We start from the raw sequence: 13,714 nt of genomic DNA on the forward strand, positions 1-13,714 counted from the left end.
GCCGGCACGTCGCGGGCGCCCGCGTCGCCACGGCCGCTGGGCGTTCCTGGCCGAGGGGCGCCGTGTGTTCTACATAGCTCGTCTGCCAACGATGCCGAGCTCGCCCGTCATGCGAAGGAGCCCCGGTTTCCTCGCCCTCATCCTCGGCGCGCTCATGGCGCTGGGCCCGCTCTCCATCGACATGTACCTGCCGAGCCTGCCGACGCTGCAGCGCGAGCTCGGCACCACCGCCTCCGCGGTGCAGCTCACGCTCGCCGCGTACTTCGCGGGGCTCGGGCTGGGGCAGCTCGCCTACGGGCCGCTGACCGATCGGTTCGGCCGCAAGCGCCCCCTGTACGCCGGCCTCGCGCTCTACGTGCTCGCGTCGCTCGGGTGCGCGCTCGCGCCGAACGTGCAGTCGCTCATCGCGCTCCGCTTCCTCCAGGCCGCGGGCGGCGCCGCGGGGCAGGTCGTGACGCGGGCCGTGGTCCGCGATCTCTACGGCGGGGCCGCCGCCGCGCGGCTGCTCTCGCTGCTCATGCTCGTCATGGGGGCCGCTCCCATCCTCGCGCCGACCCTCGGCAGCTGGATGCTCCTCGTCGCCGGCTGGCGCGTCATCTTCGCGCTGCTCGCGGCGCTCGGCCTCGGCTGCCTCGCGCTCATGGCCGCCGCGCTGCCCGAGACGGCGGCCTCGCGGACCGAGCGGCTCGACCTCCGCGCGATCGGCGCGCACCTGCGCGCCATCGGGCGGGATCACGCCTTCGTCGCGTACACGCTGACGGGCTCCTTCGGCCAGGCCGGCCTGTTCGCGTACATCTCGGGCTCGCCGTTCGTGCTCATCGAGCTGTTTCACGTGTCGCCCCAGCACTACAGCTGGATCTTCGGCGCGAACGCGTTCGGCCTCATCGCCGCCTCTCAGCTGAACCACCGGCTGCTCGCGCGGAGGTCGCCCGCCTGGCTGCTCGCGCGGGCGACGGCCGTGACCACGGCGATCGGCGTGGTCCTCCTCGCGGTCGCGGTCAGCCGCTGGGGCGGGCTCACCGCCGTCGTCGGCTCGATCTTCGCGTTCATGGCGAGCCTCGGCTTCATCAACGCCAACGCGACGGCGCTGGCCATGGACGGGCAAGCCGCGCGCGCGGGGCTCGCCTCCGCGGCGCTCGGCTCGGTTCAGTTCGCGATCGCGGCCTGCGCCTCGTCGCTGGTCGGTCTCCTGAACGACGGCACCATGCGGCCGATGGCGGCCGTCATGGCCGCCTGCGGCGCGGCCTCATGGCTCGCGGGCGCGGCGGCCCGGCGGCTCGACGCGAGCGCCGCGTCGGCCGCGCACCGCTTCACCGCTCCGCCGATCTCTCGGTGAGCCACGCCGGATATCCCTTCGAGTCCGCGGCCTCCAGCCTGAGGTCGGGCTGCTCCGCGAACACCGCCCGGCCCACGCCGTAGAGCGCCTCGAGCAGGCTCTCCTCCGGGCCGAACGCCTCGAGCCCGAGCGTCCACGCCGCCGGCGCGGCGGTGCCCTTGCCGTCCACGAGGTCGACGCGGGTCAGCTCCACCGCGCACCCGGCGCCGGGGATCCTCTCGCCCGTCGCCTCGGTGACGCGGCCGCTCGCCAGCCCGAACACCCGCACCCGGCGCTCCTTCCTGAGCGTCGTCCACCCGCGCCCCCCGTCATCGGCGTCCGTCGACCGGTGAGACAGCTTGGTCCACCGCTCCAGCTCGCCCAGGATCGTGGGCGAGAAGTGGATCGGGCCGAAGGCGCAGCGCCGGAACTTCGTCTCCAGGCTCGCCGCCCCGCCGCGCATCTTGATCCCGAGATCGGCGCGCTCGACGCGGAGGTAGCGGTCGGTCCGCGGCGGCCCGGACGACGGCGCGCCCGAAAACCACGACGTGAGCCGCTGCACTCGGGCGTCGTCGACGGGCAGAAACCAGCGGACCTCGAAGCTCTCGTGGAGATGCATGGCGTCCTCCTGACCCGTGCGCAGGCGGCGCGCGCGCCCCCATCGCATCGTGCGAGGAGACGGGAGCGCGTGCGCCGTCGGCGCGGCGGAGGCTGGGTCAGGGCCGGTTCAGGCTGCCATCGCCGAGCGCTGCGCGCTCCGGCGAGCGACCCTGCACATACCGCCGTGGGTCGCTGGATCAGGCCCTCGACGAGGCCCGGAACGAGTCGGACACGACCTTCTTCGCGAAGTCGACGATCTGATCCTTCGGGGCGTTCTGGATCGCGTACTTGACCACGTAGCCGCCGGCGAGGAGGGTGAGCTGGCGCAGGATCTTCGAGCTCGCGAGCACGCCGATCGCGAACGCCGCTCCGCCGATCGCGATGGGAACGATGTAGGGGACGTCCTTGACCTTGCTCTGCACGTCCTTGGCGAACTTGAGCAGCATGTCGAGGCTCATCCCGCCGTCGCCGCCCTGCGCCTGCTGCGAGCTCGACTCCTGCGAGCCGGCCTCCTGCGAGCCGCCCTCGTAGATCCCGTTCTTGTACCCGGTCGAAGTGTACTGGTCGTTACCGATGGTGCTCATAGCGCTCTACCTCGTCCTGAATGATCAAGCCTCTGAGATGGCGATAGCTCCCGGCTCTATGCGAAGCACATACCAGTCTGGAGAATCGCGCAACGGGCGGCGCAGCGACGGCGCTTCGAGCCGCCTGCGCCAGCAGCAAGGGCGAGCGCGTGCGCGGGCGCTCGCCGGCGATGGGGCAACTTGGCCGGGCGTGGCAAATGATCTCGCCTCAAGGGCTCACGCGCCGTCGGCGCTCCGACGAGGACACCGGGACGCGGACGGAGCCCGGCGCGGCTCCGTCCGCGAGGGCGATGTGGGCGGGGCCAGGCGAGCGTCCGGCGATCCAGGGAACACACCTCGCCACACGTAGTTTATATTACTTTTCACGCTCTCAACGAGGTTGCGGCGGTCGATGACGTTGGCGGTCGGCCGGCGCCAGGCGACCAGGCGACGAGGAGAGCACGCAGGTCGTCCGCGGCGCGGCACGACGGGGTCTTCCGCGCCCACCCGGATCGGCAGGTGGCGGTCGTCGTGCCCGAGGTGGTCGAGTCACACTGGTACCATTACCTGCTCCACAACCACACCTCCTCGATCCTCAAATGGCTCCTGCTCTTCCGCGGCGGGAAGGGCATCGTGATCGTCAACACGCCCTTCTACCTGTACGACGCGCCGAAGGCGGCGTGACGGGCCGAGCGCCCGCGGAGCTCACCACCACGCGCGCTCTTTGGCGAGCGACACGATCGCGGCCGAGAGCTTGTGCGGGTCATGGCGGATCAGCTTGCCGCCGAACAGCAGATCGGCGGGGACGAGGAGATCGGAGGCGAGCCGCCGGTCCGGCGAGGTCACGACCGGCTCGGAGCCGGCGGAGGCGTACTCCGGCAGGCTGGCCGAGGGCCACACGTCGTTGAACAGCACCGCGTCGAGCCGGGCCTCGCCGAGGTACATCGCGATGGTCCCCACGAAGTCCTCGACCGTGTAGCCGGGTGTCTCGTTGGGCTTGGTCATGAGATTGCACACGAACAGCGCGCGCGCGCGGCTCGCCGCGATCGCCTCGCGCACCCCCTTGACGAGGAGGTTCGGCACGAGGCTCGTGTAGAGATCGCCCGGACCGAGGATGATGAGATCCGCGTCCGCGATCGCCTCGAGCGCGGCTGGATAGGCCACGGCCTCCGGGTCGAGATAGACCGAGAGCACCGGCGCATCGAGCATGTCGGAGAGGTTGTCAATCGACGCTTCCCCGCGGATGGTCCGGTCGTTCTCGAGGCACATCACGAGATCGACATGGTCCATCGTGACGGGGAGGACGCGGTTCTTGACGGAGAAGATCTCGTGCAGGCGCTCGACCGTGAGGGGGAGCGAGCCGGTGATCTCCTGCACCGCGGTGAATATCAGGTTGCGCAGGGTGTGGCCGCCGAGGCTCCCCGAGCGGAAGCGGTGGCTGAGCAGCTCCTTCAGCGCGTCCGGGTGCTCGGACAGGGCGACGAGGCAACGCGTGAAGTCGCCCGGGGGCAGGAGGCCGTACTCGTCCCGGAGCCTGCCGGAGCTCCCGCCCGAGTCCATCATGGTCACGATCGCGGTGATCCGGGCGCTCAGGTCGCGCAGGCCCGTGAGGAGCGTGTAATGGCCCGTTCCTCCTCCCACCGTCACGATCTTCGGCGTCGCCATGGCGGAGCAGGGTACCACGCGGGCGAGCGGGGCCGACACCGGCCGTCACGCCGCCGAGATCGCGGCGCGCGGCTGCGGCATGCACTTCGCGAGGCGGCTCGAGGCGACGGCGTGGTACGTGGGCGCGATCTCGGCGCTGTAGCAGCGCCGCCCCGCCGCGAACGCCGCCACCGCGACCGAGCAGAGCCCGCCGAACGGCTCCCAGACGACATCGCCCGGATCGGACGACGCCCGGATGATGCGATCGAGCAGCTTGAGGGGCTTCTGGTTGCCGTGGACGGAGCGAGTCTCCTCCTTGAAGCGCTCGGCGCCGCGGACCGCGGGCTCGTGCCAGACGTTGGTCACCCCGACCTCGCAATGGAACTTCGCGCGCAGGCTCGCCCATTCATGGCCCGTCAGCGGCCGCTTGCCGTCGACCGAGAAGTAGGGCCGCCCCTCGGGGCGGCCGTGCGCGTTCGCGAACGCGACGATCCGCTCGAACGCCGAGGCGGGGGGGTAATACCAGAGATGGCAGCGCGTGAAATACTTCCTCGTGGCGGCGTTCTTCACGCCGCACGCCTCGTTCGTCTGGCGCAGCGGGAGGCCCGAGCGCTCCCATTCGTGCCGCAGCCAGGCCTTGAGGGGCAGCCGCACGCCGCCGCTCTCCAGCAGGACCTTGCGCACGTACTGCACGCACACCTCGCTCACGACCGGGAACTTGCGCAGCGTCCGGGTGTTCGCGTTGCCGGCGATGTGGGCGATCCCTTTGTCCCACACATGGCAGCTCCGGTACTCCCAGCCGTGTTGAGCGAGCAGCGGGTGCACGGTCGCCCAGCCGACCTCGGTCCCCCAGAACCACAGGGTGGCCGACGGCAAGGCGCGCTCCGACCAGACGGCGACGTGGGGCGCGTACCAGGCGGCGAGCCCCTCGTGCGTCGGGGGGTCGCCGGGAAAGCCGGAGACGCCATACGCGCCGTCGGAGACGATCACCGTGGGCCTCGGCCACGAGGCATAGTGATCCAACGAGTCGCCGAGCGTCAGGACGGGGTGGAGGTCGGTCGATGCGCGCTTCACGGGGGGCACGTGGCCATCCAATCGAACTGCGCGGATCTGTCAACAAAACGGCGGAAATAGGCGCCGGCGGCCCCGCCGGCGGGCCGGCCGGCGCCGGGGAAGCGCGCCCCGGCGCCCGGGGGCCGTCACCCCTGCCCTCCGGATAGCGGTGTTCGACGAGGGCGGCCGGCCGCGATCACCGCATCACCGCCGCTCCGCGCGCCCGCGGTGGGCGCCGCCGCGCGTCCCTCTGAAGACGTGCACGGATGTCGTCCGGAGAAGGCGCGCTGTGGAGATGGAGGGAACGCTGTTCGAATGAAGCCAACTGTGGCGCGTGGGCGAGCGAAGCGTCGAATCGCGCGGAGCCGAGCGCCGCGGCGACGGCTGCGACGGCGATTGTAGCGGCCGAGCGACCGGCGTATGTTGGGTAGCTTCGTGCCCCACTTCGCTTTGCCGGAGCTCCGCCGCGACGCTCGCCGAGCCGCCGGCATCGGGTGAGATCACCCCACGCGGAACCATCGATTCCACACGGGAGGAAACCATGAGTGCAATGAAGTGCATGAGCTCACGATCCGTCGTTCGCGCGCTTCCGGCCTTTGCCCTGGGGGGATTGAGCCTGCTCGCGCCGCTCCCGGCAGCGGGCCAGTCGATCGAGGCGCCCAGCCATTTCTACTGGGCCGACACCCTCGTCGCGCACATCGCCCCGGAGAACAACGAATACGGCAGCGGCACGACCTATGTTTCCTGGGCCGGCGTCGAAGGGGCGACCGAGTACCGGAGCCGCAGCCTGTGCGCCTCGTTCGTCACCCACGTCATCAAGCGGGCCTATGGCCTGTCGACCTACGACATCTCCGCGTGGTTCGGCAGCACGAGCCCCAACGCCGTCCTCTACCACGACAGGATCGTCGCGGAGGACGGCTTCGACGAGATCCTGACGGTGGACCAGATCCAGGCGGGCGACATCATCGCCATCGAGTATCCGCCGGGGACCACGGCCTCCGGGCACGTCGCCATCGCGGCGAGCGCCGCGGTCCCGCGCTCGGGCACCTATCCGCTCATCGCGGGCACGACCCAGTACGCGCTCGCCGTCCTCGACGCGAGCACCACGGGCCACGGGATGACGGACACCCGGCGCCAGTGGGACGGATCCTGGCACCCGGGCGTCGGGCGGGGCGACATGCGCCTCTATGCGAGCAACAGCACCGGCGCGATCGTGGGATACACCTGGAGCCCGCAAGCGGGCTCGACGTACTACTCGAAGCAGATGCGCGATATCGTGATCGGGAGGCTCACGGACTCGAGCGCCGCGCTCCCCGTGCCGCAATAGCGGCGCGCTCTCGCCTCCCGCGCCTCGCGCGCCGGGCGGGCCGCCGCCGCGCCGGTTGACCCCGCGCCTCGCCAGGATCTCCGGTGCGCGGAGCTAGCGCGAGCGCGGCGCCGCCGAGAGGCGCGCCACCCGCAGGAGCTCCGGCGCGCGCTCCAGCGGCTCCGCGTCGACGTCGAGGCCGTCGAGCATCGCCGCCGTCGCGAGCACGCCGGGCAGCTCGACCTCCGGCGCCCACGCCTCGACATCCATGACCTCTCCGCCGACGACCTCCGACGCGCGCATCAGCGCCCGACCCGCGTGCAGGCAGAGGTTCACCTGCACCCGCGCGTCGCGCCCCCCGCGCTCGGAGAGCTCGCGCTCGAGCAGCAGCGCGGCCTCCACGATCTCCCGCCGCGACGCCCGGTCCGACGGCGCCGGGGCGGCGAGCTCCCTGAAGAACAGCAGCGTATTGCCCGTCTCCATCGCCGCGCCGAAGCCCCGCGCCGCGAGGAAGCGCGACGCGCGCGGCAGCACCGCATCCATGTCGGCGAGCAGCGCGTCGTCGGGCTCGTCCGCGGCGCCGCACGCCGCGCGCACCTCGACGTGGATCGCGCCCACCAGGCGCTCCTCCGGGCTCCCCGGCCGCGGCGCGGCGCTCTTGCGCGCCGCGGCCACGGCGGCGCGGAGCTCCTCGATGAACTCCGCCGCCGTCTGGTGCCGCGCGGCCGGGTCCTTGGCCATCGCGCGGAGCACCACGCCGTCGAGCTCGGGGCTCACGGGCGCCTCGCGGCTCGGGCTCGGCGGGAGCACCCAGAGGTGCATGTGCAGGAGCGTCGCGAGCATCGAGTCGAGGAACGGGAGCTTGCCTGTCAGCATGTAATAGGCGAGCGCGCCGAGGGCGTAGACGTCCGTCCTCGGGTCCGCCGCCTGCCCCCGGATCTGCTCGGGCGCCATGCACGCCGGCGTGCCGAGCAGGTGCGTCGGCGCCGTGATGCCCGGCCCCGCGTCGTCGAGGACCTTGGCGACGCCGAAGTCGAGGAGGATCACGCGCGCAGGACAGCCCTCGTCGGCGATGAACACGTTCGAGGCCTTGAGATCCCGATGCACGATCGCGCTCCTGTGGACCGCCGACAGCGCCTCGCAGACCGGCTCCAGGATCTCGAGCGCCTCCTCCGGCGAGAGCCTGCCGCGCGAGGTGATGTACGACTGGAGATCGACCCCGCGGAGGAGCTCCATCGCGAAGAACGGCCGGCCCCCGGGGATCTCGCCGCAATCGAGGATGCGGATCACGTTGGGATGGTCGATCCGCCGGATCGCCTGGATCTCGCGCTCGAACCGCACGACCGCGTCGCGGGTGAACACGAGCTCCGGGTGGAGCACCTTGACCGCCGCGCGCTCGCCGCTCTCCGCGTGCACGGCGCGGTAGACGACGCCGAAGCTGCCGTGAGCGATGCTCTGCTCGACCACGTAGTCGCCCACCCGGCTGCCCGCGGGGAGCGTCTGCGGGCGGCCCGACGACGCGGGCGCTGCGCAAGTGTCCATGCACAAAACCGCCTCACCTGCGCCGCCGCCGCACGCCGTGTCGAGCGCGTCCCGCCTATCCGACACGGCCCTTTGCGCCGCGTCGTCCTGGGTCGGGGCCACCGAGCGAACGGTCTCTTGCCACACCCTCGCGGAAGAAGCACACCCCGTTCCATCGGCGTGGCCTGGGAGGAGGAAGCCTTCGTCCGGGCCGTCGAACGGGCTAAGCTCTCGTCCAAGGAGGCAGCTTGCCGCGCTGTCAGGTCTGCCATCGCCGCATTTCCGGCACGAAGCCCTGCCCGCGCGACGCCTGGCTCCCGCCGCCGAGCGCCCCCCTCGACGCGGCGCAGGAGCCCGCCCCGTCGCTGCCCGGCATGACGCCGCTCGGGCGCATCGGCGCGGGCGGCTTCGCCACGGTATGGGAGGCGGCGCCGACCGAGGGCGGCGAGCCCGTCGCCCTCAAGGTCGGGCGGTGGGCGAGCCCGCCGATGGTGGAGCGATTCCGCCGCGACGCGGAGGCGCTCGCGCAGGTGGGCCCGCCGCACGTGCCCCGGGTGGTCGCGCACGGCGCGCTGCGCGACGGGCGGCCGTACATCGCGATGGAGCTCATCCGCGGCAGGACGCTCGCCGACGTGCTCGCCGAGCTCGAGGCCCCGCCGGCCGCCGAGGACGTCGTGACGCTCGGCGCGGCCATCCTCGAGTCGCTCGCGGCGGCGCACGAAAAGGGCGTGATCCACCGCGATCTGAAGCCGGAGAACCTGCTCCTGGCCGAGGGGGGGCAGCGCCTCGCGCTCCTCGATTTCGGCCTGACGAAGCACGCGCGCGCGCCGGAGGACGAGGGCCTCACGCCCCGCGGCACGGTCATCGGCACCCCGGAGTACATGGCCCCGGAGCAGATCCGCGGCGACCCGATCCAGGACGAGCGCACGGACATCTACGCGTTCGGCGTGATCCTCTACGAGCTCCTGACGCTGCGGACGCCGTTCACCGGCGATCGGGGCGAGATCGAGCACGGCCACCTCGCGCTCCGCCCGCACCGCCCCCACGAGTTCGCCGCCGTGCCCGACACGCTGGAGCGGCTCGTCCTCGCCTGCCTCGCGAAGGAGCCCGAGCGCCGCCCGCCCGACGTCGCCGCGCTGCGGCGCGCGCTCGAGCAGGCGCGCCCGGGCGGCGCGCAGCCCGCGCCGAACGCGCAGCCCGCGCGCGGCGCGCTGCTCACCGAGGGTCGCCAGCCCGCGGTCGTGCTCGTGGTCGAGGCCAGGGGCGCCGCCGCCTTCGTGATGAGCGCCGTCGCGGCGCGCAAGGGGTTCGTGGCGAGGCAGCGCGGGGGCCGGCTCGTGTGCGTGTTCTCGGGCCTCGACGCCGACGATCCGGTGAGCGCCGCGATCGCGGTCGCCCGCGAGGTCGAGGAGCGGCGCGCCGGGCGCGCGGCCGTGCACATCGCCGGGCTGATCGTGCGCCGCAAGGAGCAGGGGCCGCCCGCGGTCTACGGCGCGCCGGTCGAGCAGCCCGACGCCTGGATGCCGCGGGGCGACTGGCGCGGCGTCGTGCTCACCGCGGACCTCGTGCGCGCCCTGCCGGAGGGCGAGCTCCGCGGGCTCTCGCGCGACGCCGCGCTCTCGCCCGCGCCCTTCGCCGCGTTCTACCGGCTCGCCGAGCGGTCGGACCGCCCGCCGGGCTCCGCGAGCGCCGCGCCGCTCGTCGGCCGCGACGATGTCGTCGGCGCGCTCGCGGTGAGCATGGAGGCGAGCCTCTCCGGCGGGAGCCCGGGCCTGTTCACCCTCATCGGCGAGGGAGGCCTCGGCAAGTCGCGCCTGATCGACGAGGCGGCCGCGCTCGTCCGGCGCATGCAGGAGGGGGCGCAGCTCATCGCCCTGCGCGCGGCGCAGCCGCTCGCGGGCGAGCGCGTGTCCGGCCAGCTCCTCGCCCGCGTGCTCGACGTGGACGCCGCCGCTAGGCCCGAGGAGGCGCGGGCGCGCTGCGCGGAGCGGCTCGGCGAGGCGCTCGCCGAGGAGACGTGGACGGCGGTGGCCGCGGCGCTCGGGTGGGCGCCGCCGGACGCCGCGGACGCGTCGCCGTTGTCGCTGCGGCAGAGCACGATGCGCGCGATCGCCGAGGGGCTCCGCCGCCGCGCGCGCGAGGCGCCGGTCGCGGTCCTCCTCGACGACGCCCACTGGGCCGACGACGCGGCGCTCGACGCGCTCGAGCTCGCGACGCTCGACGCGCCGGGCTGCCCGCTCTGGGTGCTCGTCGCGGCGCACCCGAGGTTCGAGGACATGCGCCGGAGCTGGGGCGCGCGCGCCGAGCGGCACGACCGGGCGGCGCTCGGGCGGCTCTCGGAGCAGGACGCGATGCGGCTCGCGGCCGAGCTCCTCCTGCCCGCGGAGTACCCGCCCGAGGCCGCGCTCCGGCAGCTCGCGGGCTGGTCCGGGTACAACCCGTCCACCCTGACCGAGCTCGTCCGGGCGCTGAAGCGCACCGGCGCGGTCCAGCGGCGCCCGACCGGGGCCTTCTACGTGGCGACCGCCGCGCTCGATCAGCTCCCGCCGCTGCCCGTGTGGCAGTGGCTGGCCGCGCGCCGGCTCGACGCGCTCTCGCCCGAGCTCGCGGCGTGCGTGCGGCTCTGCTCCGCGCTCGGGCCCGACTTCACCCGGGAGGAGGTCGAGGCGATCCAGGACGAGATCGAGCAGGCGGGCGGGGCGAGCACGCCGATGGACGCCGGGGTCGGCCTGGGCGCGCTCGCCCAGCTGGGCCTGCTCGCGCGCGGCGAGCGGGGGATCTACGCGTTCGAGAGCGCGACGTTCCGCGACGCGGTCTACGACGCGCTCGCGCCGGCCCAGCGCCAGGCGATCCACGCGCACGCGTTCGCGTTCTGGCGGGCGCGCGTGGACCCCGGCGCCCCGGATCTGCGGGGGCTCGGGCACCTCTCGCGGCACGCGGCCGCGTGCGGCGAGCGCGCGACGGCGGCGTCGGCCCACCTCGCGCTCGGCGACCGGGCGGCGGCGAGCCACAGGAACGTCGAGGCCGACCAGCGCTACACGGCCGCGCTCGCGCTCCTCCCCGAGGACGACGCGCGGGGGCGCGCGCGCGCGCTCGCCGGCCGCGGCAAGGCGCGGTACTGCCTGCACCGGATCCCCGAAGCGCTCGCGGATCTCGAGCTCGCGCGCGAGCTCGCGCGGGGGCTCGGCGACGACCGGCTCACCGCCGAGCTCCTGCTCGAGGAGGCGACGGCGCTGGATCACGCGACCGACTACGCGGCGTCGGCGCGGTGCGCGTCCGAGGCGCGCGAGATCGTCGAGCGCCTCGGGGACCTCCGGCTCGAGAACCGCCTGCGGATGGCGCTCGGCCGCTCGTGCTGGCGGCAGCAGCGGGTGGCGGAGGCGATCGAGCTCCTCGGCCGCGCGTCGGCCGGCGCCGCGGCCGAGGGCGACCAGGAGACGCGGGTCATCTCGCTGCTGCTCCTGTCGATGGCGCTCGTGATCGCGGGCCGGCTCGCCGACGCGGAGGCGCGCTTCTGCGAGGTGATCGCGCTCTCCAAGGAGAGGAAGGATCGGCTGCACCTCTGCTCGGCGTACGCCAACCGCGCCTACCTGTGGGCCGCGCTGAGCGCGCCCGAGCGCGGGCTCAAGGACCTGAGCCGCGCGGTCGAGCTCGCGCGCGAGATCGGCAACCCCGGGCCCGAGCACGTCGCGACGCACAACCTCGCCGAGCTCTTGCACTGGTGCGGGCGCGAGGACGAGGCGCTCGCGCTGGCGCGCCGCTCGCGCGTGCTCGACGAGCGCTTCGGCGAGCGCGACGCCCCGGACGACGCCCTGCTCATCGCCCGCATCCAGGCGGCGCGCGGCGATTTCGCGGAGGCGGCGCGCCTCGTCGCGTGGGTCGCCGAGCGGTGCAGCCCCGACGCTTCGGCGCCGGCGCTGTTCGCGCTGTTCCGGACGCTGAAGCTGGTGCTCGCGGCCGAGGGGCTCGAGGTCCCCGCGAGCGCGGAGGAGCAGGGGGACAGCTGGGAGGCGCTCACCGACTTCGCGGAGCGCACCCTGCCGGTGGAGGAGCTGCTCGAGGTGCTCTATTTCCGCGCGCGCGTGGCCGCCTCCGCCGGGCGTCACCGCGAGGCGTCGGCGGCGCTCGAGCGCGCGCGGCCCGTGCTCGCCGGCTGCCGCATGTGGCAGCCCCGCTTCGAGGCGGTGGCGGCGCTGCTGCCGGCGCCTGCCGAGCCGTCCGAGGGCGACGCGCACGCGGGCGCGCAGGGAGTGACCAAAGCTGCGCCCGGGTGAGCGCTGAACCCCGGTGCAAATCGCCTCAGCGTGGCGAGAGGGTGTCGCGGCGCCGGCGCTTCGAGCGCGCGTCCGGGAGCAAGAATTCGGGCTGAAAGCGCGCAATGCAGCGGGCGCGGGAGCGGCGGGGCGTCGGGCTGATGCATTTCGCCTCAGCGCCGGGCATGAGGACGATGTAGGGGCTGCCGCGGACGTCGACCGGGTGCGATGCGGAGCCCGACCGTGCGGTGTTCCACCGTCGGTGCGACGCGGGCGGGAACGGTCAGGCATGGCCCGACGATTGCAGCGATTTCAGCAAACCCCACCGCACTCGAAAAGAGAGGCACCCCATGGGACTTACCGCGCTACGGACGGTTGTTGCGATTCCCTGCCTTGCGTTGTTCGGCTGTGTCACGAGCGCCGATCCGGGCTCCGAGGAGGCGGTGGGCACGTCGGAACAAGAGGTGATATCGGCGAACCGGCTGTCGATGAATCGCCTCTCGATGAATCGCCTCTCGATGAACAGCCTCTCGATGAACCGCCTCACGGCGGACGGCCGCACGCTGGCCACCACGGATTTGCTGCGCGACGAGGACGGCCGTGAGCTCCTCCGCTACACCATCGCCTGCGCGCTCCCCGAGGGGAAGGCGCTCGTGGGCGCGGCGGACGGCACGACGTACAAGTTCGAGGGGCGGATCGGCCTCGCGCCCGACTGGCTGCGCTCCCCGCTCCCCGAGAAGGCGCAGCGCTGGGTCACGGCGTGCCTGCTCGCGCACGTGAACGGGTACGGCGTCGAGGTCGCGATCTCGCTGCGCGGCCGCCACCCGGCGCTGACCGCGGACAGCGCGGAGCGGCAGGCATATCAGCAGGAGGAGATCTCCTTCTTCGGCAACGTGTTCCAGCCGCTCGGCAAGCGCGACGAGCTCGGCGACATCGGCTCGCGGATGTACGCCTGCGGCGGCGCCTTGCTCCAGCTGTCGTGCGCCGGCAACGAGACCAACTTCGCGCCTGAGCGAACGTGCGCGTCGAAGGACGACTGCAGCCTCAAGTTCCTGGGCCCGTGCCGCGACCTGACGGCCCCGAAGGACAGCGTGTGCAAGAACGCCTCCCTCGAGGGCTACGAGCGGTGCGAGGCGACGGTGACCACCCAGGGGGGCAAGTCCATGACGACCCCTTACGACGAGGTCGTGACGGTGTTTCTGCAGCGGCCCGACTTCTCGGCCTTCTATCCGCTCTGCACGCCGCTGTTCCCCTGAGCGCGCCCGCCTGCCACCCCGCGCCGCCGTGGGATCCGCGGGGCGGCGCGGCGCCTCGCCCGCTCCGCCTCCGGGGGTCTCCGCGCCACGCGAGCGCAGAGCCCGCCCGTGAACCGGCCCTCGTTCGTCCCGGCCGTGCGCTTTGACGCCCTGCTGCCGGCGCACCCTCGGCGCTCGCGTCGCCGGACGCGGCAGAGGGGCAT

10 protein-coding genes are annotated in these 13,714 nt (G+C 73.3%); 5 read left to right on the top strand and 5 right to left on the bottom strand.

Translation table 11 applies throughout. The annotated features are described in order from the left end of the window. Positions 1-109: 109 nt before the first annotated feature. The gene (locus WMF26_RS42065) at positions 110-1,336 is read left to right on the top strand and encodes a multidrug effflux MFS transporter (RefSeq protein ID WP_437997314.1); all 1,227 of its coding nucleotides are present in this window, start codon (positions 110-112) and stop codon (positions 1,334-1,336) included. On the opposite strand, the gene WMF26_RS42070 is transcribed toward WMF26_RS42065, so the two are convergent. Both WMF26_RS42070 and WMF26_RS42075 read right to left on the bottom strand, forming a co-directional pair. Continuing rightward, positions 1,311-1,934 carry a hypothetical protein gene (locus WMF26_RS42070; protein ID WP_437997315.1) on the bottom strand — a complete coding sequence of 208 codons (624 nt, stop codon included), beginning with the start codon at positions 1,932-1,934 and terminating at the stop codon, positions 1,311-1,313. The genes WMF26_RS42065 and WMF26_RS42070 overlap by 26 nt on opposite strands. A gap of 178 nt (positions 1,935-2,112) precedes the next feature. Then, positions 2,113-2,499 carry a hypothetical protein gene (locus tag WMF26_RS42075; RefSeq protein WP_061624036.1) on the bottom strand — a complete coding sequence of 129 codons (387 nt, stop codon included), beginning with the start codon at positions 2,497-2,499 and terminating at the stop codon, positions 2,113-2,115. A gap of 498 nt (positions 2,500-2,997) precedes the next feature. Between WMF26_RS42075 and WMF26_RS42080 the strand changes: the two genes are divergently transcribed. Continuing rightward, a complete protein-coding gene (locus WMF26_RS42080; RefSeq protein ID WP_437997316.1) occupies positions 2,998-3,162 on the top strand; it encodes a hypothetical protein in 165 nt (54 codons plus the stop codon). A 21-nt stretch (positions 3,163-3,183) separates the two neighbouring features. On the opposite strand, the gene WMF26_RS42085 is transcribed toward WMF26_RS42080, so the two are convergent. Together WMF26_RS42085 and WMF26_RS42090 are read right to left on the bottom strand one after the other, a co-directional pair. Further along, positions 3,184-4,143: a gluconeogenesis factor YvcK family protein gene (locus WMF26_RS42085; protein WP_437333740.1), complete on the bottom strand. Its 960-nt coding sequence runs from the start codon at positions 4,141-4,143 to the stop codon at positions 3,184-3,186. A gap of 45 nt (positions 4,144-4,188) precedes the next feature. Beyond that, a complete protein-coding gene (locus tag WMF26_RS42090) occupies positions 4,189-4,947 on the bottom strand; it encodes a DNA methyltransferase (RefSeq protein ID WP_437339566.1) in 759 nt (252 codons plus the stop codon). A 787-nt stretch (positions 4,948-5,734) separates the two neighbouring features. On the opposite strand from WMF26_RS42090, the gene WMF26_RS42095 reads away from it, so the two are divergent. Beyond that, positions 5,735-6,502: a hypothetical protein gene (locus tag WMF26_RS42095; protein ID WP_437997317.1), complete on the top strand. Its 768-nt coding sequence runs from the start codon at positions 5,735-5,737 to the stop codon at positions 6,500-6,502. A gap of 93 nt (positions 6,503-6,595) precedes the next feature. Here WMF26_RS42095 and WMF26_RS42100 read toward each other — a convergent pair whose 3' ends face one another. Next, positions 6,596-8,023, bottom strand: coding sequence for a serine/threonine-protein kinase (locus WMF26_RS42100; protein ID WP_437997318.1), 1,428 nt, complete (start codon positions 8,021-8,023; stop codon positions 6,596-6,598). A 227-nt stretch (positions 8,024-8,250) separates the two neighbouring features. On the opposite strand from WMF26_RS42100, the gene WMF26_RS42105 reads away from it, so the two are divergent. Beyond that, positions 8,251-12,276: a protein kinase domain-containing protein gene (locus tag WMF26_RS42105; RefSeq protein ID WP_437997319.1), complete on the top strand. Its 4,026-nt coding sequence runs from the start codon at positions 8,251-8,253 to the stop codon at positions 12,274-12,276. Between the two features lie 482 nt (positions 12,277-12,758). Continuing rightward, entirely contained in the window at positions 12,759-13,511 is a 753-nt protein-coding gene (locus WMF26_RS42110; RefSeq protein WP_437997320.1) for a hypothetical protein, read from the top strand. The last annotated feature ends 203 nt before the right edge of the window (positions 13,512-13,714 follow it).

Source organism: Sorangium sp. So ce185, assembly GCF_051526825.1.
In the GTDB taxonomy this organism is placed as follows: Bacteria; Myxococcota_A; Polyangia; order Polyangiales; family Polyangiaceae; genus Sorangium; species Sorangium cellulosum_D.